Annotated in this window: 14 protein-coding genes; 3 read left to right on the forward strand and 11 right to left on the reverse strand. The window is 62.5% G+C overall.

What is annotated here, in order from left to right:
• Positions 1-364 precede the first annotated feature (364 nt).
• From ACM6I6_RS13010 to purU, 6 genes are read right to left on the reverse strand one after another with little or no spacing between them, the layout of a single operon-like run.
• Positions 365-943 (reverse strand): sarcosine oxidase subunit gamma, encoded by a 579-nt coding sequence (locus ACM6I6_RS13010; RefSeq protein WP_414919999.1) that lies wholly within the window; start codon positions 941-943, stop codon positions 365-367.
• A 3-nt stretch (positions 944-946) separates the two neighbouring features.
• A complete protein-coding gene (locus ACM6I6_RS13015) occupies positions 947-3844 on the reverse strand; it encodes a 2Fe-2S iron-sulfur cluster-binding protein (RefSeq protein WP_414920000.1) in 2898 nt (965 codons plus the stop codon).
• Positions 3841-4140, reverse strand: a complete 300-nt coding sequence (locus ACM6I6_RS13020) for a sarcosine oxidase subunit delta (protein WP_274077542.1) — start codon at positions 4138-4140, stop codon at positions 3841-3843. Before ACM6I6_RS13020 ends, ACM6I6_RS13015 begins: the two co-directional genes overlap by 4 nt.
• Before the next feature lie 13 nt (positions 4141-4153).
• Positions 4154-5395 (reverse strand): FAD-dependent oxidoreductase, encoded by a 1242-nt coding sequence (locus tag ACM6I6_RS13025; protein ID WP_166620558.1) that lies wholly within the window; start codon positions 5393-5395, stop codon positions 4154-4156.
• Positions 5377-6273, reverse strand: a complete 897-nt coding sequence (gene folD, locus ACM6I6_RS13030; RefSeq protein WP_414920001.1) for a bifunctional methylenetetrahydrofolate dehydrogenase/methenyltetrahydrofolate cyclohydrolase FolD — start codon at positions 6271-6273, stop codon at positions 5377-5379. Before folD ends, ACM6I6_RS13025 begins: the two co-directional genes overlap by 19 nt.
• The gene (gene purU, locus ACM6I6_RS13035; protein WP_274077539.1) at positions 6270-7136 is read right to left on the reverse strand and encodes a formyltetrahydrofolate deformylase; all 867 of its coding nucleotides are present in this window, start codon (positions 7134-7136) and stop codon (positions 6270-6272) included. The genes folD and purU overlap by 4 nt, the downstream gene beginning before the upstream one ends.
• Before the next feature lie 578 nt (positions 7137-7714).
• Here purU and ACM6I6_RS13040 point away from each other — a divergent pair.
• Genes ACM6I6_RS13040 through ACM6I6_RS13050 form a run of 3 tightly spaced genes read left to right on the forward strand, consistent with a single transcriptional unit; the run spans position 7715 to position 10955 of the window.
• On the forward strand, positions 7715-9004 hold the full coding sequence (locus ACM6I6_RS13040; RefSeq protein ID WP_414920002.1) for an NAD(P)/FAD-dependent oxidoreductase: 1290 nt from the start codon (positions 7715-7717) through the stop codon (positions 9002-9004).
• A gap of 25 nt (positions 9005-9029) precedes the next feature.
• Positions 9030-9584 carry a helix-turn-helix domain-containing protein gene (locus ACM6I6_RS13045; RefSeq protein WP_166620560.1) on the forward strand — a complete coding sequence of 185 codons (555 nt, stop codon included), beginning with the start codon at positions 9030-9032 and terminating at the stop codon, positions 9582-9584.
• A gap of 24 nt (positions 9585-9608) precedes the next feature.
• Positions 9609-10955 carry a glutamine synthetase family protein gene (locus ACM6I6_RS13050; protein ID WP_274077537.1) on the forward strand — a complete coding sequence of 449 codons (1347 nt, stop codon included), beginning with the start codon at positions 9609-9611 and terminating at the stop codon, positions 10953-10955.
• 215 nt (positions 10956-11170) lie between these two features.
• On the opposite strand, the gene tssA is transcribed toward ACM6I6_RS13050, so the two are convergent.
• The 5 genes from tssA to ACM6I6_RS13075 all read right to left on the reverse strand — a co-directional run bounded on the left by tssA (position 11171) and on the right by ACM6I6_RS13075 (position 20324).
• Positions 11171-12259 (reverse strand): type VI secretion system protein TssA, encoded by a 1089-nt coding sequence (tssA, locus tag ACM6I6_RS13055; protein WP_323608966.1) that lies wholly within the window; start codon positions 12257-12259, stop codon positions 11171-11173.
• 95 nt (positions 12260-12354) lie between these two features.
• Positions 12355-12873, reverse strand: a complete 519-nt coding sequence (locus tag ACM6I6_RS13060; RefSeq protein ID WP_077183092.1) for an Hcp family type VI secretion system effector — start codon at positions 12871-12873, stop codon at positions 12355-12357.
• Positions 12874-13025: 152 nt separating this feature from the next.
• Entirely contained in the window at positions 13026-15500 is a 2475-nt protein-coding gene (tssM, locus tag ACM6I6_RS13065) for a type VI secretion system membrane subunit TssM (RefSeq protein ID WP_414920003.1), read from the reverse strand.
• A complete protein-coding gene (tagF, locus tag ACM6I6_RS13070; RefSeq protein WP_323608968.1) occupies positions 15497-16423 on the reverse strand; it encodes a type VI secretion system-associated protein TagF in 927 nt (308 codons plus the stop codon). The genes tssM and tagF overlap by 4 nt, the downstream gene beginning before the upstream one ends.
• A gap of 31 nt (positions 16424-16454) precedes the next feature.
• The gene (locus ACM6I6_RS13075; RefSeq protein WP_414920004.1) at positions 16455-20324 is read right to left on the reverse strand and encodes a type VI secretion protein IcmF/TssM N-terminal domain-containing protein; all 3870 of its coding nucleotides are present in this window, start codon (positions 20322-20324) and stop codon (positions 16455-16457) included.
• Between the last annotated feature and the right edge of the window lie 12 nt (positions 20325-20336).

The following is a 20336-nucleotide window of genomic DNA, read 5'->3' on the forward strand; positions in this document are numbered from 1 at the left end:
GTGTCAGTCACCAGAGCTGTTGGATGTGCCGGCCTCTTCGCTGTCAAGCCAGCTCCTACAGGTTCCACAGCGCACAGGAAAGCTGTGTATGGCCACAAATCTCTTGTAGCGGTGTGTCAGTCACCAGAGATGTTGGATGTGCCGGCCTCTTCGCTGGCAAGCCAGCTCCTACAGGTCCGCATCGCACAGGAAAGCTGTGTACGGCCCCAATCACACTGTAGGAGCTGGCTTGCCAGCGATGGAGGTCAACGCTGACGCGTGAAGCCTGACACCCCGCGGTGCTCTCAGGTTTTTCGCGAGCAGGCTCGCTTCCACAGGGGCCCGCCGCCCGGCCGGCCTGATCGTGAGCGTATGTATTAATCTTTTATGCCATGCCCGAAAACTCCTCCATCGCATCCAGCAACGCCTCCTGAAAATAAACCATCGATGCCCGGTCACAGAGGATATAAAACCTCGGCTGTTGCGCAGCCGTGGCGTTGATCACAATCACGTTAATGCGCGCAGCCGAAGTCTGCGCCACGGCACCGGGCCCGAACACCTGCGCGCTCAGGTCCACGCCGCAGAGTTTTGCCATGACCTCAGGCAAATGCTCGCCGCTGAGCTGGAACCAGGCATGGCTGTCCTGGCGCGGCAGCAGGTAGTTGGCTTGATGGTCCAACTCCCACCTGGCTTCTTCGTCGGCAATGCGTTCGCCCTGGTCCTGCGTACCGCCCAGCAGCAGGTATTCGGTCTGGGACAGACGCACCACCCAGCTGCCATCAACCTGGTTGACAGCACGGTTGGGCGCTTCCGGCAGCACGAAGTCCCGACTCTGCAAATAGTGCGCGCTGCCGGCGCCGCGAAAGCCGACCCGGGGCAGGTCGGTAAAGTCGGTCAGCGCACAGCTGGACAGGAGGGCGAGGGCCGGCTGACCGGCGCTGTGTTGTTGTGTCAGGCTGGTCATGGCTCAAAGCTCCTGGCGCAGGTTGGCGGGATCGAAAAAGGGTAGCGACACGACTTCGGCCTGCACCACGCGGCCACCTTCGACGCGGATCGGGATGCGTTGCCCGGGTGCGCTCTGGTCGATGCCGGCGTAGGCCAGGCCGATGATCTTGCCCAGGCTCGCCGAGTACTCGCAGGACGTGACGTTGCCGCTGATGTCCGGGCCGTTGAGTATCAGGTGACCTTCCAGTGGTTGCGCGCTGTCCCTGGGCAAGGTGAAGCCCACCAGTTTGCGGGTTTGCGGCTGGGCTTCAAGGATGTCCACCGAGCGCCGTCCGACGAAGAACGGCTTGTTGCGACTGACGGCCCAGCCCATGTCGATTTCCCCCGGATGAGTCATGCCATCGGTGTCCTGGCTGATGATCACGTGGCCTTTTTCCAGGCGCAGCAAACGCTGGGTCTCCACGCCGAAAGGGCGGATGTCATGGGCCTTGCCGGCCTCCATCAGTGCGTCCCACAGCTTGAGCCCATGGCGCGCCGGTACGTGAATTTCATAACCCAGTTCGCCGACAAAACCGACGCGCAACAACCGGGCCTTGATGCCGGCCACGGTGCCCTGGCGCACGCCGAGGTAGGGGAACGCCGCAGCGCTCAGGTTGAGGTCTGTGCAAACTTTTTCCAGCACTTTGCGCGAGTCGGGACCGGCCACATTGACTGCGCAGATCGCTGCCGTGACGTTGGCGACATCCACGTCCAGTCGCCATTGCGCGTTCCACTTGAGCATCTGCTGGTAGATGCGATCCACGCCGCTGGTGGTGGCGGTGACATAGAAGTGGTTTTCGGCGAACCGCGCGCAGACGCCGTCGTCGATCACCACCCCGTGTTCATTGGTCATCAGCGCGTAACGGGATCGACCGATCGGCTGCTTGAGGAAGGCAAAGGTGTACATGCGGTTGAGCAGCTCGGCGGCGTCCGGGCCGCGCACATCCAGGCCGCCCAGGGTCGAGACGTCGATGATGCCGACCTTGTTGCGCACATGCAGCGCTTCGGCCTGCATGCACGCCTCGCGGTCCCTGGCATGGCCGTAGTAGGCCGGGCGCTGCCAGATGCCTGCCGGCATCATCTTCGCCCCGGCTTGCAGGTGCCGGGCATGCATCGGGGTTTGCCGATACGGATCGAACGCGCGACCGGCGACGTGGGCCAGTTTTTCCGCGACAAAGGGCGGGCGCGCGGTGGTCACCCCGGTTTCGCTGATGTTGCGCTGGGTCGCCCAGGCGACCAGGCGCGCGGTCGGTAGCGCCGAGTGACGGCCTTGCGAGGGGCCCATTCCCACGGTGGAATAACGCTTGACCAGTTGCACGTCGCGATAGCCGATGCGCGTGGCATTGACGATGTCCGCCACTTGCAGGTCCTCGTCGAAATCGACGAAGTCCTTGCCCTTGGGGTGCGGGAAGATCGGCCAGTTGAAGTTGACCCGCACCTCGCTGCCCAGGGGCGTCCGGTGCACACCGAACGCAATGCCCAGCGCCGCGACGGCGTCGGCACCGGCATTGACGCCGTCGGCGATCACGTTGTCGAGGCGGTGACGGCCATTGACCGAGCCTGCGACCGCGAGGTTCTGCGGCAGCCCGCTGAGGGTGAATTCGGCGCGCTGATCGTCGTAGGCCAGCTTGCCACCGGCCTGGCACAGCAGTTGATAAACCGGCATGTAGCCGGCGGACATGCACAGCAAGTCGCAGGCCAGGCGCTGCCCGCTCTCGGCGACCTGGCCCTGGGCGGTGATCTGGCGCACGTCGACGCCGTTGACATGGCGCAGGCCTTTTTCGTGCAGGGCTTCATACACGGTGCTGTTGCGCAGGCAGGGGATCTTGCGTTGCGCCAGCGCGCCAAGCAGGGCTTCATCGCCCGGGCCATGGCGCAGGTCCACCACCGCGGCGACTTCCACGCCCTGATCGAACAAATCCAGGGCGGCGAGGTAACCGTCATCGTTGCCCGTCAGCACCACGGCGCGCTTGCCCGGCTTGACTGCGTAGAGCTTCATCAGGCGCTGTGCGGCGCTGGTCAGCATCACCCCGGGCAAGTCGTTGTTGCGAAACACCACCGGCTGGTCGAACGCACCGCTGCACACCAGGCACTGGCGGGCGCGCACCTTGTACATCCGTTTACCCTGGATCACCGGCAGATAGTTGTCGGTGAACCAGGCGTTGCAGGTCGCCTCGGTGAGGATGCGGATATTGGCGTGCTGCTGCACCGCCGTCAGCAGTTCGCGGCGCAAGGCGTCGGCGCGTGTACCCGCGATGTCGAAGCGCGCATAGGTCAGCGACCCACCGAGGACCGGCTGTTGCTCGATGAGCAGCACCTTGGCCCCGGCATTGGCCGCGGTCAGTGCCGCGTGCAGCCCGGCGGGACCGGCGCCGATCACCGCAACGTCCGTGAACAGATAGGCCTTGTCGTAGTATTCGGGCTGGAACTTCAGGTCCAGTACGCCCAGGCCGGCCTTCTTGCGAATGATCGGTTCCCAGACTTTCCACATGCCCTTGGGCTTGTAGAACGAGCGGTAGTAGAAGCCCACCGGCATGAATTTCGAGAACTTGCCCAGGTACGCATCGCGGTCGTTGTCCAGCGAGCCGTTGACGTTCTGCGCCGTCACCTGCAAACCGGCCGCCAGCGCGTGTGCATCGGCCAGGACGTTGGGTTCCTGGGGCAGTTGCACCAGGCTGTTGGCGTCCTGCCCGGCCATGGTCAGCGGGCCACGCGGGCGATGGTATTTGAACGAGCGGGAAATCAGGAAGCGGCCGTTGGCGAGCAGGGCGCTGGCGATGCTGTCGCCTTGCAGGCCCTGGCAGGGTTGGCCATCGAAGCTGAAATCGAGCGGCTGGTCACGGTCGATCAGCAGGCCCATCGGGGCGGGTAGGCGGTTCATCCGGCGATCTCCTGGGCGGCGTTGAAGTCGACGCGGGCGGTGAAAAGTTCTTTGGGGTCGAAAGTGCGCAGGATTTCGTCGGTCACGGTGTGACGTTCCGCGAGAAACCAGTAGCTCGATGGCGTGTGCATCCACCATTCGCGTACCACGCCGGCGAGGTTGTCGGTGTTGAACACGTAGTCGGCCCACTCGGCATCGCTGCAGGTCACTGGATCCGGCATGGGTTTGAATTCACCGCCATAGGTGAACTCGCTGATATTGCGTGGCCCGTTGAGCGGGCAATTGATGATTTTCATGGTCCGCTCTCCCTCAGTGACTGGCCGCCGTGGCGCCCATTTCGTTGACTTGCCGGAAGGTCGAGAAGCGCTCCAGGCCGAAGGGCTTGATCAGCTCCGGGACCTTGCCGCCGCTGGCCACCAGTTCGGCCATGGTCTTGCCGCAGATGGGCGTGGCCTTGAAACCCCAGGTGCCCCAACCGGCGTCCAGGTAGTAATTTTTCACCGGCGACAGGCCCATGATCGGGCTGTAGTCCGGGGTCATGTCGGTGATCCCGGCCCACTGGCGCATCAGCTTGGCGTTGGCCAAAAACGGGAACATCTCGATGGCGTGGGCCAGCAGGCTTTCCTTGAGGTCCAGCGTCGAACGGGTGTTGAACAGCGGGTAGGGATCGGAGCCACCACCGAACACCACTTCGCCGCGGCTGGTCTGTTGCACGTAGCAGTGCAGCGCCGAGGAACTCACCAGCGGATCGAGAAACGGCTTGAACGGCTGGGTGACCATGGCTTGCAGCGGGAAGGTCTGGATCGGCGAACGAATCCCGGCCTTGGCCATCAGCAAGGAGCTGTGCCCGGCGATCGCCTGCACCGCGCAGCCGCACTTGATGGTGCCGCGGTTGGTCTTCACGGCGGTGATCGCACCGTTCTCGATGATCAGGTCCTGCACTTCGGTGAGCTGGTGGATCTCCACGCCACGCTTGGCCGCCTGCTTGGCGTAGCCCCAGGCCACGGCGTCGTGGCGCGCGGTGGCGCCGTCGATGTGCCAGAGGCCGGCGATCACCGGAAGGTGGCCGGGGTCGAGGTTGAGGCTGGGCACCAGTTCGCGGATCTGCTGGCGGTCGATCATTTCAGTACGCCCGCCGAAGTGCTTGTTGACCTCGGCGCGCTGGCGGAACGAACGCACGGTGGCATCGGTGTGGGCCAGGGTCAGCTGGCCGCGCTCGGAGTACATGATGTTGAAATCGAATTCGTTGGAAAGGCCCTGGAACATCCGCACCGACTCGGCATAGAAACGCACGCCTTCGCTGGTGAGGTAGTTGGAGCGGATCACCGCCGTGTTCCGCGCGGTATTGCCACCGCCCAGATAGGACTTTTCCAGCACCGCGATGTTGTTGATGCCGTGGTACCTGGACAGGTAATAAGCGGTGGCCAGGCCATGGCCGCCGGCACCGATGATCACCACGTCATAGCTTGATTTCAGTTCCTTTGGTGGCGGCAAATCCACGTCCACCGGGTATTCCGAACTCAACCCGTACTTCAAGAGATTGAAGGGCATACGGCCTCCGATTGGCTGTGGTGTTGCATAAGGGCCGCGGTCACGGTGTTTTTCATCAGGAAGGCAATGGTCATCGGCCCGACACCCCCGGGTACCGGGGTGATGGCGGCGACCTGGAGCAGGGCACTGTCGAAGTCGACATCGCCGACCAGGCGGCTGCGACCGGCGTCGTCGATGCGATTGATGCCGACGTCGATCACCACCGCGCCAGGCTTGAGCCAACTGGCGTCGATCAGGCGCGGACGACCCACCGCGGCGATGACGATGTCGGCCTGGCGGCAGAGGGCTTGTGGGTCCGGGCTGCGCGAGTGCAGCACGGTCACCGAGCAGTCGGCCTTGAGCAACAGCGCGACCATGGGCTTGCCGACGATGTTCGAACGGCCGATTACCACCGCGTGCTTGCCGCGCAGATCGCCGCAGGTCTGTTCCAGCAGGTACAGGCAGCCGCTGGGCGTGCAGGGCGCGAGCACCGGACGGCCCTGGCTGAGGCCACCGACGTTTTCACTGTGAAAACCGTCGACGTCCTTGCCTGGATCGATGGCTTGCAGTGCCCGCAGTTCATCGACATGGGCAGGCAAGGGCAGTTGCAGGAGAATGCCGTGGATCCCGTGATCCGCATTCAAGCGGGCGATCAGGTCGAGCAGTTGTTGGGTGCTGGTGTCCGTGGGCAGGCGATGTTCCAGGGAGCGGATGCCAACCTCTTCAGCGCGCAGGATCTTGTTGCGCACATAGACCTGGCTGGCCGGGTCGCTGCCGACCAGGATCACCGCCAGGGCTGGCTGGATGTCTCTCGCGCGCAGACCGTCGACGTCCTTGCGGACCTCGATCAACACCCGGGCGGCGGCGGCTTTGCCGTCAATCAGTCGAGGGCTGTTCACCGGAAGATCACCGTTCGGTCCTGGTTGAGGAAAACCCGGTGTTCCAGGTGGTACTTGACCGCCTTGGACAGGGCCACGGTCTCGGTGTCACGGCCGGTGGCCACCAGGTCGTCCGGCAGGTAGACATGATCGACCCGCTGCACTTCCTGCTCGATGATCGGCCCTTCATCGAGATCGCTGGTGACGTAGTGGGCGGTGGCGCCGATCAACTTCACGCCGCGTTGATAAGCCTGGTGATAGGGCTTGGCACCCTTGAAGCCGGGCAGGAACGAATGGTGAATGTTGATCGCCCGCCCGGAGAGTTGCTTGCACAGGTCGTCGGAGAGAATTTGCATGTAGCGCGCCAGCACCACCAGCTCGGTGCCGGTGTCGTCGACCACCTTCATCAGCTCGGCTTCCTGGCGGGCCTTGGTGTCCTTGGTGACCGGCAGGTAGATGAAACGAATGCCCTCGCGCTCGGCCATTGGCCGCAGGTCGAGGTGGTTGGAGACGATGGCGGTGATGGTCATGTCCATCTCGCCCTTGTGGTAGCGGTAGAGCAGGTCGGTCAGGCAGTGGTCGAACTTGCTGACCATCAGCAGCACGCGCATGGGCTCGCGGGTGTCGTGCAGTTCCCAGTCCATGTCGAAGGCCTGGGCGACGTCGCTGAAACCGTCCTTTATCTGCTGGATATCCCCGGCGTGGCCATCGTTGAAACGGAACACCGCGCGCATGAAAAAGCGGCCGCTGAAATCGTCGTCGAATTGCGCCATCTCCCCGATGTAGCAACCGTTGTCCGCGAGGTAAGTGGTGACGGCCGCGACAATGCCGGACACCGCGGGACAGGTGATCTTGATGATGAAATGGTTTTTCTCGTGTTGCATGACACGTCCTCGGGATGATGGCGGCAGCTCATCGCATAGCGAAAAAATGTCAGCGGACAGCGAGGCTCATTCCTTGAGCGCATTTTCTTGGTGGGAATAAAATATTCCTGTTGGTGGCTTTATAAGGGGAATGCTGGGGGCGCGTCCAGAGGTTTTTGTGAAAGTTTTTTAACTGGTGGGAAATTTATGGGTTGAAAAACGTCGCGTTGAAATGCCTGTAGGCGCAACTTGTAGGAGCCGGCTTGCTGACGATGGCGGCCTGACAGCCCATCTGGATTTTATTGACTGTGTACATATCCATTCCTGCGGTAACGGCCAACTATGGTTTCACCCTTACCTGTAGGAGCAAGCTTGCTCGCGATGGAGGTCAACGATTACGCGGGGTATCAGGCTCCCCGCGTCATCGTTGACGACCATCGCTGGCAAGCCAGCTCCTACAGTGGATCGGGGGCGGCCGTGGGAGAGGGGGCATCTGTCAGGCCTCCAAGTCAGCCCTTAAGGATACCAACCTTGCACGCATGAAATTAAACCTGTATTTTTTCATGAAATTAAAACTATAAAATTTCATGGAGCCGGTAATGTTTCAGCAATCCACCCAGCATGTCGCCAGCTACTACGCCCACACCTGCGCTGATCGCCTGGTCAATCGAACGGCATTGGAAGGCGAACAAAACACCGACGTGCTGATCATCGGCGCCGGCTTCAGCGGCTTGCACACGGCGCTGCGCCTGGCCCTGGCCGGCAAACGCGTGACCTTGCTGGAAGCCAGTCGCGTCGCCTGGGCAGCATCGGGACGTAACGGCGGCCAGGCCATTCTCGGTTGGTCCTGTGACATGCCACCGCTGGAAGCCGCGCTGGGCCACGAACGCGCACGGCGCTTGTGGGACGGCATGCGCTGGGCAGCACGGGAGTTGCGCGAGCTGCCCGAACGCCATGGCTTCGATTGCGACTACCGCCCCGGCCATCTATGGACTTCCGTGATGCCACGCCGGGTCAGCCTCTTGACCGAATGGCAACACGAAGCCAGCCACAAATGGGGGCATGACGGTTTGCGCTTCATCGAGCGCGCCCAGTTGCCCGAGTGGGTGGCCAGCGATCGCTATCAGGCCGGCTTGTACGACCCCGAAGGCGGGCACCTCAACCCCTTGAAGCTGGCATTGGGGCTGGCCGCCGCGATCGAGAAGGCGGGCGGTGTGATTCATGAACAAAGCAAGGCGTTGAATTATCGCGAGGACGAAAACGGCTACGTGGTCACCACCGACCGCGGTCGCATCCGCGCCGATGTCCTGGTATTGGCCTGCAATGCCTACCTGGACCGACTCGACCCGCAGCTAGCGAGTTGCGTATTGCCCGTGGGCACCTATCAGGTGGCCACGGCGCCGATGTCCGAGGCCCAGGCCACCGCGCTGCTACCGGGCAATGTCTGCGTCACCGACAACCAGTTCGTGCTCGATTATTTCCGCCGCACGCCGGACAACCGGCTGCTGTTCGGCGGCGGCTGCACCTATCTGGGGGGCATGCCCAAGGACATTGCCGGTGCCACCCGGCCGTGCCTGGAAAGGGTGTTTCCACAATTGAAGGGCATTGAACTGGAGTTCGCCTGGGGCGGGCACATTGACCTGACGCTCAAGCGCACGCCCGACATCGGTCGACGCGGCGACCTCTACTGGTTGCAGGGCTACTCCGGGCACGGCGTGCTGCCGACCCTTGCCGGAGCCCGGGCGGTGTCCGACGCCATTCTCGGCCAGCCGGATGAGTTGGCGTTGTACCAAGGTTTGACCAATGGCAGCTTTCCCGGCGGAAAATACATGGCAGCACCCTTGGAAGCCATCGGCAAAGCCTGGTACCGGCTGCGCGACAGCATTTGAATCGGCCACTTCTGGAAGCCTTTAGATGGACATGCAAGAAGAGATTTCGGCGCTGGCGATCCTGATCCAGGACCTGCGCAAGCACAAGAAGTACACCTTGAAGGACCTGGCCGACAAGATCGGCCGCTCCGTGGGGTTTCTATCCCAGGTCGAGCGCGGCTTGTCCCGCCCGACGGTGGCGGACTTGACCGCCATCAGCGAGACGCTCGGCGTGCCGACCACCTATTTCTACAGCCTGCCCAAACCCATGGCGCTGCCCTGGGTGACGCGGCCGGATGAGCGCCGCACCCTGTATTACGCCGACGGCATCACCGACATCCTGGTCTCGCCAAAAATGCGCGCGTCCTTTTCCATGCTCGAAAGCCAGCTGGAACCCGGTGCGAGCAGCGGCGACCGGCACATGAAGGACAGCTCGGAGCAGGGCGGTTACGTCCTCGAAGGGGAGCTGACGCTGTGGCTGGATGACAACGACCCGGTGACCCTACGCACCGGCGACAGCTTTCAACTGGCCAGCCATGCCCACTGCCGCTACGGCAACCTCTCGGCCCAACTGACCCGCGTGCTCTGGGTCTACACCTGATAAAAACAAGCAAGGAACAAAACGATGGATGCTGTGTGCTCTGATCTGCTGGCCGAAGTGCGTGGGTTTCGTCAGCGCTACCCCGAGGTGCGCTACGTCGACCTGATTTCCCTGGACATTCCCGGGCATTTCTACGGCAAGCGCTACCCGATCGAAATGCTCGAAAAAGTCGCCGCCGGCAGTGCCCTCAAGTTGCCGCAGAACTGCGTGCTGCTCGGCACCCAGGGCGGGCTGTTCAAGATCGGCGACTACTGCTTCAACGACGGCGATCCGGATGCGCTGCGGCGCCTGGTGCCGGGCACGCTCAAGCTGGTGAGCTGGGAGAAGCAACCCTTGGGGCAGATGCTGATCACCTCCGACGGCACGGAAAAACCGATCGTCTTCGAGCCGCGCGAAGTGTTGGCGCAGGTACTTCAGCGACTCGCTCGCAAAGGCATTTTTCCGGTGGTGGCGTTCGAGCTGGAGTTCTATCTGTTCGACAGCCAATTGCGCGATGGCTTGCCGCAGTTTGCCCGCGACCCGCTGACCGGCGATGCCGATGACCAGCCGAACATGCACATCGAACGCCTATCGCGCTTTGCCCCGGTGCTCGATGAAATGGTCGAGACCGCGCGCGCCCAAGGCATCGATGCCACGGTGATCACCGCCGAATTGGGCCCCGGTCAGTTCGAAATCAATTTCGGTCATCTCGACGATGGCCTGCGCGCCGCCGACTGGGCCGCCTTGTTCTGCCGCAGCACGCGCGGCGTGGCCCTCAAGCACGACTACCGCGCCAGTTTCATGGCCAAGCCTTACCTGCAGCACCCCGGCAGCGGCATGCATGTGCACGTGAGCCTGTACGACGAGGCGGGCAACAACCTGCTGGCGGCGAACGGGCAACAAGCGTTGCGCCATGCGGTAGCCGGTTGCCTGGATGTGTTGCCGCACTGCATGCCGATCTTCGCGCCGAACCACAACGCAATGCGACGCTTGAGCGCCACGGTGAACGTCGCTTCGCGCGCCAGTTGGGGTTTCGAGGATCGGGACGCGTGCCTGCGGGTGCCGGAGTCGGACGCGAGAAACCTGCGGGTCGAACATCGCCTCGCCGGCGCCGACGCCAACCCGTATCTGGTGCTCGCCGCGATCCTGGTGGGAATGGAACAAGGCCTCGAACAAGCTCGCGAACCGATCGCCCCGCTCAACGAAGATCGCAACAGTGGGATCGACTTCCCGCTGGAAATGCTCGAAGCGGTGCAGTCCATGCAAAGCCATCAAAAATTGCGTGAAGGTTTGGGCGCGGAATTCGTCCATGTGTATTGCGAGAACAAGCGCCAGGACCACCTGGCATTCCTGAATGACATCAGTGCCCGCGAGTACCGCTGGTTCCTGTAGTTAAGGTTGTTTCGAGGTTAACCGTAAAAAATATCAGGATATATAACGGCTTAGAGAGTTTAGTAACTGACCGGTTAACGAAAATATCTTGTTACAGGGCGAAACATTGCGTAATATGCGCCCCGCGTTCACCACCACGGTTTATGCATTTTTAAGTCCCGGGCGTCCATCAGCTGCCCGGGATTTTTTTTGCCTGCAGTTTTTCCGGCCTGTCATCAAGACTTCGTCCCCAGCACATCGCGGATGTTATCCACCACATTGCTGTCCTTGATCACATCGCTCAGCCAGCCCTCCAGCGGCATGTTGCCCCATTTGATCGCGCGTTCGATCAGGTAGGGGACAGGGCTCTGGGGCTCGGTCTGCTTGAAGTACTGCGCGATACCCGCCAGCAGGGTGAATGCCTCGTCGCGGGTTTGCGGTGTGGTGCGCAGCGGCGTGACGGGAATGTCTTGCTGGGTCTGGGTCATTGCTGCACCTTCAGGTTGTGCGCCAGCGCTTTCGCCGACGACCGCGGTGGGCGCGACAGGGGCCGGGTGTAGATCGATACCGCGATCCTTGAGCAGTTTCTCGGCCAGTTGGCCGGCGCGGGACAACACGTAGTGGAGCCCGGCAAAACTCGGCGCATCCTGGCCGAACAGCCTGTCGGCGGTGCTCTGCAGTTGCTCGCAGGCATTGAGGCTGGCGGCGATTTCAGCGGCTTTGTGGCGCAGGTGGTCGGAGTCGGTCAGCACCACCGAACGCTGGAACACCTCGGCGTTGATCTTGCCTTCATCAAGGGCTGCACGCATGGCCTGGGGGTTCTGCAACGCGAGGTTTTCGACGTGCCGGGATTCGTCATAGCGCAGCAGGCCGTACGCTTGGCCCTGGGTGATGGGCAGCCCACCCACCACATCCGCCAGGGTGGTTTTCATCCACGCCAGGCGGGCCGCGCGTTCATCGACCCCATCCTCGAGGGAAGGGAAGAGGCCGGCCCAGAAATTGTCCAGCAGGCGTTCGGCCAGGGTCAGGCCAAAGGTGATGCCGGTGAAATGGTGCTTGTGCGCCAGGGCTTCGCTGAGCCAGGCGACGAGCATCAGGTCCTTGCTCTGTCGAGCCAGGCCCTGGGCAGCCAGGGTGAGGGTCAGGTCCCAGTCGGAAGACTTCAGGTCCGTTTGCCAGTCACCCTGGGTCAGATAATCGGGGTCTGCTCGCCGCGCTTCTTTCACCTGATCGAACAGGGTGGAAAAGCTCAGGTCTTCGCCGCTCCCGCCGTGGATGGGCGCTGTCAGTTCGGCCAGCGAAAGGTCGTTGAGAAATTCAGACATAGGCAACTCGGATCGGAATAAGAGAACACCGTGCCCGCTTTCGCGGGCGCAGTGCTGAAACCGGACCGCTCTCGCGGTCCGTTATTGCCCAGGGTTTACGCGAAAACCTTGTTGGCAGTGCGATCCCAACCACCGGTGACGTTACCGCCGCCCTGGCCGTCGGCACGGCTCTGCTGGGTGTAGGTGGTCTTGATGCGAGCGAAGTTGAAGCTGATTTCTTCGATCGGCAGGTCGCCCACCGCTTTGTCTTCGCCGCCCTGGCTACCGCCAGCGACCGCTTTCACGGACGACACCACGACTTCTTCCAGGTTGATGGTCAGGTAGGTCACCTTGTCGCCACCGGCGCGGTTGACGTTCAACTGGATCTTGGCGATGTGCGTGCCTTTGCAGCAGGCTTCGAACAGCTTGGCGGAAGCCTTGTCCACGGCTTTGCGGATGCTGAAGTCGCTCAATGCCACACGCTCCGACGAAGCACCGCCCGAAGAGCTGGCAGTCGCGGAGGTCGCCTGGGTGGCGCCGTACTCGTAGCCCAGCACCTCGATCCAATCCTTGTGCTTGTCGTCCAGTACTTCGCCTGGAATGCCGTCGATCTGGATGTATGCGTCAAATGCCATTTTTACTTTCTCCTTACCTTCATTAAAAAGGATGTCACCTGCAAACAGATCACAGCCCTTCGCTTTAACCTCTTTGAATCGATCAACAGAGGCTTGTTGCGCCAACCCGGTTTCGACCCGGGCAGCGGTATTTCTTCATTGAGTGCGGCGTTTCAGTTGAGCGCCCGCACCTCGATTTCTACCCGTCGGTTAGGCTCCAGGCAGCGGATCAGCTGGGCCCTTGGCTGTTGCATGTCGCACTTGACCAGGGGCCGGGTGCTGCCTTCGCCGACGGCCTCGACCAGTTCGCCCGGTACGCCTTTGCCCACCAGATAGGTCTTGATGGTTTGCGCCCGCTGCCTGGAAACCTGCAGGTTGCCCTGGGGATCGCCGAGTTGATCGGCGTGCCCGGCGATGATGATTTTCCCGACATTGGGGGTGCTCAGCAGCTTGCCGGCGATCGCACTGAGCTGGCCTTGACCTTCATTCTTCAGGCTCTGGAAGTCGGCTCGGCCAAAGGCGAACAAGGTGTCCGACTCCAGCGTGATGGTTTCGATCGAGCGCAGCGACTGGGTCAGCAGGCTGTTGATGTAGTTGCGCGAGCTGGAGACCAGGAACGCGTTGTCGAGGATTCGCGGCACGTCGGGCTCGTGAATCTGGTCGCTGTAGAAGTTGATCTGGCGGCTGGCGAACTCATAGTCCGCGGCGGCGACACCGGCGTTGCCGACCTGGCGGGCAATCGCCGGGTACCAGTAGTCCGGGATCTTCGCTTTCAGGAATGCAGGGTCGGCCTTTTCACGCTGGGCACGCGAGAGCATGACGTAGGTGTCCAGTGTCGCCTTGCCGAACTGCGCAATGGATTGCGCCCGGTTGTCATTGGGCAGCGCCTTGGGTTCGACGCTGTCCACGCCGGTCACCGGCATCAATTCCTTGGCATTGCGCTGATAGACCTTGAGGGTGGTCAGCAAGTACAACGAGCGGGTCAGGTTGTCGGCCGTGGGCTTGAGCATTACGCTTTCCAGCCGGTCGAAGTAGCGGCTGCGCACCAGTGGTTCTACCTTGTGGCCTTGATAAAGCCCCAGGCGCATGCGCAGTGGCACACCTTCGTCGTGGTGCTGGGCGTAGTAATGCGCGGTCCAGAAACGCAGGCGATCGAGGGTTTGCCAGGCGGTGTATTGCCCGGTGGCGGAGCGGTCATCGGCGGTCGCCCGGGTCAGTTCTGCCGAGAGGCTGTGCAAGGTGTTCCGGTTGTTCACATACGACCAGCCCAACAGGCTGCACAGCAGCACCGCGACCAGTGCGGCAGCGCCGATCCAGGTCGCTTTGCGCCGACGTTCGCGGTGGTTGGTGGTGTACAGCGCCACCAGGTGCTGGTCTGGAATGATGACTTTGCGGAACAGGCTGTTGATGAACAGCGGGCGCGGTTGCGCGTTGCCGTTGGCGGCCTCCCGCTCACCTTCCAGCGAGAAGCGTTCGGTCACCTGCCGCGCGTGCCGGCCCGATTCCGGCTGGTCGGCATCGAGGGCACTGGTGAAATAGAAACCGCGCAGCAGTTCCGCATTCTGATAAGGGTTGGCGCGCAACAGGGCGTCGACGAACAATTGAAGCCTTGGTTTGAGGGCCGCCAGTTCCAGCGGGAAGCGATACACCGCCGAATCCTGCCGGGTGATCTGGATATCCTGCGTGACCAGCTGCTGGCTCGCCACCTGTTGCCAATAGCTGACCAGTTCATCCATCGCCGCGCCGAAGCGCTGGCCCCAGTCGGCTTGCTCGTAACCTTTGTGGGAGAAGGTCTTGCCCATCACTTCGCCGCGGGCGGTTTCGTCCAGTTGGCGATAGAAGGGGGTGAAACCCGGCACCAGATCGCACTTGGTGAACACCAGGTAGACCGGCAGGCGCACTTCCAGCAGGGCATGGGTTTCCTGGATGCGTTCGCGCAGGCGCTTGGCGATGCGTTCCTGATCTTCCAGCGAGGTCTGCAGGATGTCGTGGATGCTGACGGTGACGATCAGGCCGTTGAGTGGCCGGCGCTGACGGTGCTGGCGCAGCAGCTGCAGGAACGCGCGCCATTTGCCGGCCTCTTCCTGGTTGTTCATGTAGCGCCCGGCGGTGTCCAGCAGGACGGCCTCGGAGCTGAAGAACCAGTCGCAATTGCGCGTGCCACCCAGGCCTGCGACTCGCACACCTTCGCGCTCGGCGTAAGGGAAATTGAGGCCCGACTGGTAAAGCATGGTGCTCTTGCCTGCCGCCGGCTGGCCGACCACCAGGTACCAGGGCAGGGCATACAGCGCATCCTTGGGGTTGCTGCCCCGTGGCTTGTTGCTGTGCAAGCGCTCGATGCTCTGCAACAACCGCTCGCGCAACAGGCTGACTTCCTCACGATCCGCCGGGCTCGCGTTCAACACGGCCTGGTCGGCATCCTCGCGCAGCAGCCCTTCGAGGTTGTGATGTCGGGACACGCCCCGATAGAGCAGCAGCACATAACCGGCGGACAGCAGCAGGAACACGCCGATGCCGGTCAGCAGGCTGTTGAGTGAACTGAAGTCGAACGCACGCCCGATGCCCCACACCACGAAGATCGTGAGGAAAAAGCACACCCCCAGGAAGTAGGGTTGATAGCGCAAGAAGTAATACTTGATCTTGTTCATACGGGCTTCGAATCCAGGGCATCGACAAAACGGTCGATAACGTCACCCAACGGGCGGTCGATTTCGGCAAATGTGTGTTGGCGGTGGTGCTCGTCAAAGGCATCGAAAGACGCCAGCACGTCATAGCTCTGCGAGCGCTCACCGATACCGGTCAGCAGGCGATAGGCATCGCAGGTACTGCGTGAGGCAAAACAGATCAGTCGGGGGCGCATGAAATCGTCCGCCAAGAGGCTGATTTGCGGCACGGCGCGCTCCGGGGTCATGTGCGTCAGCCAGGTGACCCACAGATCGGCGGTGGGGTTTTTCAAGCCCCTTTCCGCCGGCAAGGGCAGTGCGATGCCGATCGGCGTTGCCTGGTCGAGGTGCTTTTTCAGGGCCAGCAGCCGGGTCAGCACGGCGTTGGTGACGAACTCCGGGTAGGCGCCTTCCAGCGCGGTACTGATATCGCGCAGGTTGAAGTTCACCAGGAACTTGTCATGCACGCGCCGGAACAACTCGAAGTCCTGGCCTTGCAGCGGGCGCAGGGCCTTGATGCGCTCGAACAGCGCCGAAGTGCTTTCGCCCTGGACGGCCATGTGCAGCAGCGGCCTGATCTGCCCGCTGAACAATTCGCCCAGGGTGAACGGATTGACCAGCGGCTCGGCTTCGCTGGCCTTGAGGGTCTGGAAAATGAAAAACGGATAGCGTCGCCCACTCGAATCCCGGGAGCTGATCAGTCCGCCCAGCAACCAGTTGCCGCTGCGTGCGCGGTAGCTGAAAAAGCACAGCGGCAAGGCGTCGAACAGCTCGCGCCAGTCTTCGCGATGCTGCAGGGCGGCCAGTGCGCCTTGCAGCCAGCCGTCGAACTCGCAGACGTCGTCGCCCGCACCTTGCAGGCTGACGAAGTCCGGGCTCGCGGGGACCTTGCCGAAGCAGCCGATCATTGGCCGCTTCCCGGGTTCAGGTTCTGGCGGCTCACAGCGGGCGAGCCTCTGCGCCATTGAGCGCGCTCAGCGCCTTGACGTTGGCCAGGTCGGTCAGCTTGACGCCGCCGTAGTTGCGCACGGCGAGGCTGACCGGGCCACTGCCGGTGTTCCAGCTGAAGCGTTGCTGGATACCGTCCAGGTCGCTGACCCGGGCGCTGTCGTTCATGCGCAGCAGGCCCCAACGGCCCGGGTAGTCGAACACCGTGATGCGCTCGCCGCTCAGGGTCACCACATCCAGGCGTGCGCCCGGCGTGTTAGTGGTGCCCGGCCACGAGAAACGGCTCCAACTGGTCCTGCCGTTTCGGTAGTGCTGCTCCTGGCCGTCGAGGGTGAAGATGATGTCGGTCAGGTTGGCGGAAGGTTCGAGCATGATCTCGAAGCCGTTCTCGCGGTCCGACAGGCTGGCGATCACCTGGCCCAACGAACTGGCCTTGTCGATGCTGTTGACCATGTTCGGGTTGACCAACGGCGCTGCCTTGCTGTTGCTGCTCATCCCCAGGCCTTCGCCACCGGACAGATTGCCGATCTCGTTGCGCTTGAAGTTCGGCAGCAGCCCGGATTCCGGGTCGACGAAACGCTGCAGATCCTTGACCGAGGCTTCATTGCGGCTACCTGGCGCGATCGGATAACGGTGCGCCATGACCTGCTCCCAGGGCTTGGCGATCTGCTGCGCCCAGGCTTTGGCAATCTGTTGGCCGGCCGGGTCGCGCAGGGTTTCCCAGGCAAACTGGATCGGCAGGCTGAACAGGCCCTGCAGCGAATCGGACAGGCTGCCCTGGCTGGTGTCGACGGTGGTCTCGACGTAGTTGCGCACGCTGGTCACTTCGCTCGGCTGGCCTTCGAGGGTTTCACTGATCAGCTGCTTGCTGCTCTTGCCAACGTCCTGGGAGCGCTGGATGTTGTTCATCCGCACCTTGAGTTTGCGCAGGGCCGCGAGGTAGCGGTCCATGATCGTGCTGTCGGCGCCCTCGGCGTTTTGCACGGCGAACACCCGCGATACCGGTTCGAAGCGCTTTGCCAGGCTGCCGTCGTCGACCGCCGGCAGAGGCGATACCAGCGCACCTGGTGCCGTGTTCTTGCCATCGAAGATCCCGCTGACGCTGCTCCAGAACCCGTCATCGGGCTTGCTGCCTGCTGGCAGGGTTTCGCGGGGGGCAGGGACGTCCCATTGGGTGTTGTCGTTGACCGCCACCAGGAGGGTTTTCACCGGCGAGTTCTGCACGTCGCTGAGCAGCGACAGTTGCTGGGTGGCATTGGCCATGTCGGTGAAGTGACGCACGCCAACGCTGTCGACAAAGCCGTACCAGGCCTGGGTGTAGTCGCGCTTGTAGCGCGTCATGAACTCGCGGATGAAGTTGGCTTTCTGCACGATGCTGTCGCCGCCTTCGCCATCGAGCACCCAGTCCGTTTCGTTTTGCAGGTTGCCCGACACCAGCTTGATCAGCTCAGGCTTGACGAACTGTTCCCAGCCCTGGCGGGTGAAGATCGCCGGGACCGCTTCGCTGCCATACAGCAACTGACGGCCAGGCAGCGGCACCAGGTCGCTCAGGCCGATGGCCGGGAACTGGCGGCTGGATTCCAGTTGCAGGCGCAGGTATTCGCGGTCCACCAGCGAGCTGGAAATCATGAAGGACTTCAGGCTGTTGCGGGTTTCGCTGATGAGCTGCTCGTTACGCGACAAGGCGGGTGCCTGGCCATTCTTGAGCAACTGCACGTAGACCGGCGAGTTGTCCTCAATCACCTCAATGCTGACAGGATGGTCGGCACTGGCGGTATTGGCCCAGGCCACCGGCAATGCAGCGCCGACGAATTCCGGGTCCGGGTGGGTGCCCGGTTGCGTGAGCATCAGGTAGAGCTTCAGCGCGTTATAGGACTCGATGATGGAGGCGACTTGGCGCTCATCCAGACGGCCGAGCATTTCTTCGGACAACGACAGCCCGCCGGTGGTAGCCGACAGATCCGCGGCATCGCTCGCGGTGGCAGGGTTGCGCAGTGCCGTCAGCGCTTCGCCCCGTGCCTTGTTCGCGGCACCTTTGGCGGCACCGGTCAGGCGACTGGCGACATCAGCGCTACTGCGCGGCAGGTTGTTCAAGCGGGTCGGCAGTTTCTGGCCCGCGCGGGCTTTGGTTGAGTCGGCCTTGTTTGGCGCGGGCGCAAAGCTGTTTTGCGCATCCATGGTCCGGGCGAACTCATTGAAGGCACGCATCTGCAATTGCAGTTGTAAGGTGACGGGTTCCAGCGCCTGGGTGCGCAGTTGCTGCAAGTAAGCGGTCTGCGCAACGAGGTAGATGTCGTCACCACGATAGAGACCGGCGCTCAACTGCAGCGGCACGCCGTTGGCACGGTGCTTTTCGATGGCTGTGAGTTGCTCGCGCAGCAGCTCCAGGCCCTGGCCCGAGGCGAGCAACCCGGCGCGGTCAGGGGACTGTTGCAGTTCGGTCAGTTGCTCGCGCAATGCAGCCAGCCACTGACGGTTGTTCTGGTACGACAGGGCTTGCCAGCCAATGAACGCAACCCCGGCCAATACCGCCAGGCCCAGCAGGGCAGGGCTGGCGGAGTTGTTCTTGCCCAGGCGCGACTGATAGAGGGTCAGGTCGCGATCGGGGAAGATTACCCGACGGAACGTGTCAGTGATGAAGTAGCTGCGGTCGCTGAGGGTCTTGCCGCTGCTGTGCTGCTGTTGCTCGGGGGCTGGCTGCAAGGCGAACGACTCGGCCAGGTCGTCTTCATACACCTGGCTCAGCTGCTGGTCGGTCTGCAGGGCGCTGGTGAAATACAGCCCGCGCAGCAACAGTGGCGCACCGCTGCGACGGGTTTCAGCGAAGTGCTGGAGGAACTGCTCCAGCACCCCCGACAGCTCGGCGAAATAGTTCGGGAAGTTCAGCAGTGCGCTGTCGGCATCGGCACCCAGGGCAATCATCTGGGCGTCGACGTGGCGACGTATATGACCGTGGAGGTTGGCCAGCTTCGCATCCAGCACCGGGCGCAGGCCCTGGTTGCGGATCTCGGACAAACCGAAGGTCATGCCCAGCGGTTGCTGCCGTTCGTTCAAATCCAGGCCTTCAAAGGCCTGGCTGAAGCCGGGCAGTTGATCGGTCTTGCTCAGCATCAGGTAGATCGGTGGATTGGCGTCCAGGCAATCGTTGTATTCCTCGATGCGCGACACCAGTTGTGCGGCGAGTTCGTTGCGCTCGGCCGTGGTGCACGCCAGCAGTTCAGGCAGGCTCACCACCAGCACCAGGCCGTTGACCGCGGCCTTGCTGCGCTGCTTTTTCAGCAGCCGCAGGAAGGCGGCGAACTCACTGGCCGACGGGTCGTCGCGCAGGTAACGGCCAGCCGTGTCGATCATCACGGCTTCGGGGCTGAAATACCAATCGCAATGCTGGGTGCCGCTTTCGGTGTCGTTGGCGCTGCTGGCAATGCTCGCGGACAGGCCCGAGCGGGTCAGCAACGAAGTCTTGCCGGCCGCGGACATGCCGATGACCAGGTACCACGGCAGATCGTAAAGCGCCGACGAGCCGCCGCCACCGGCCGAGCGATCGGTGCGCAACATCGCGATGGCGTGCTTGAGGCGTTCGCGCAGCACGTGCTGGTCGCGGAACTCACCCGAGGATTTGAGCGAACGATCGACTTCGATCTGCACCAGGTTCTCAAGGTTGTGCTCGGCGCGGATGCGCTTGTACTGACGCAGCACAATGATCAGCAGGTAGAAGGCGCTGATCAGTGCCATCGCCTCCAGCGCATAACCGCGCAGCCAACTCACGTGCGGGGCCACGAACCAGCAAACCGCCAGGCTCGCCAGCCACAGGACGGGGACGAGGAACCAAAAACTTTTCAACGAACGCAATAATGTCTTCATGTCTTCCTGACT

This window comes from Pseudomonas sp. IT-P218 (assembly GCF_949767605.1).
In the GTDB taxonomy this organism is placed as follows: Bacteria; Pseudomonadota; Gammaproteobacteria; order Pseudomonadales; family Pseudomonadaceae; genus Aquipseudomonas; species Aquipseudomonas putida_AE.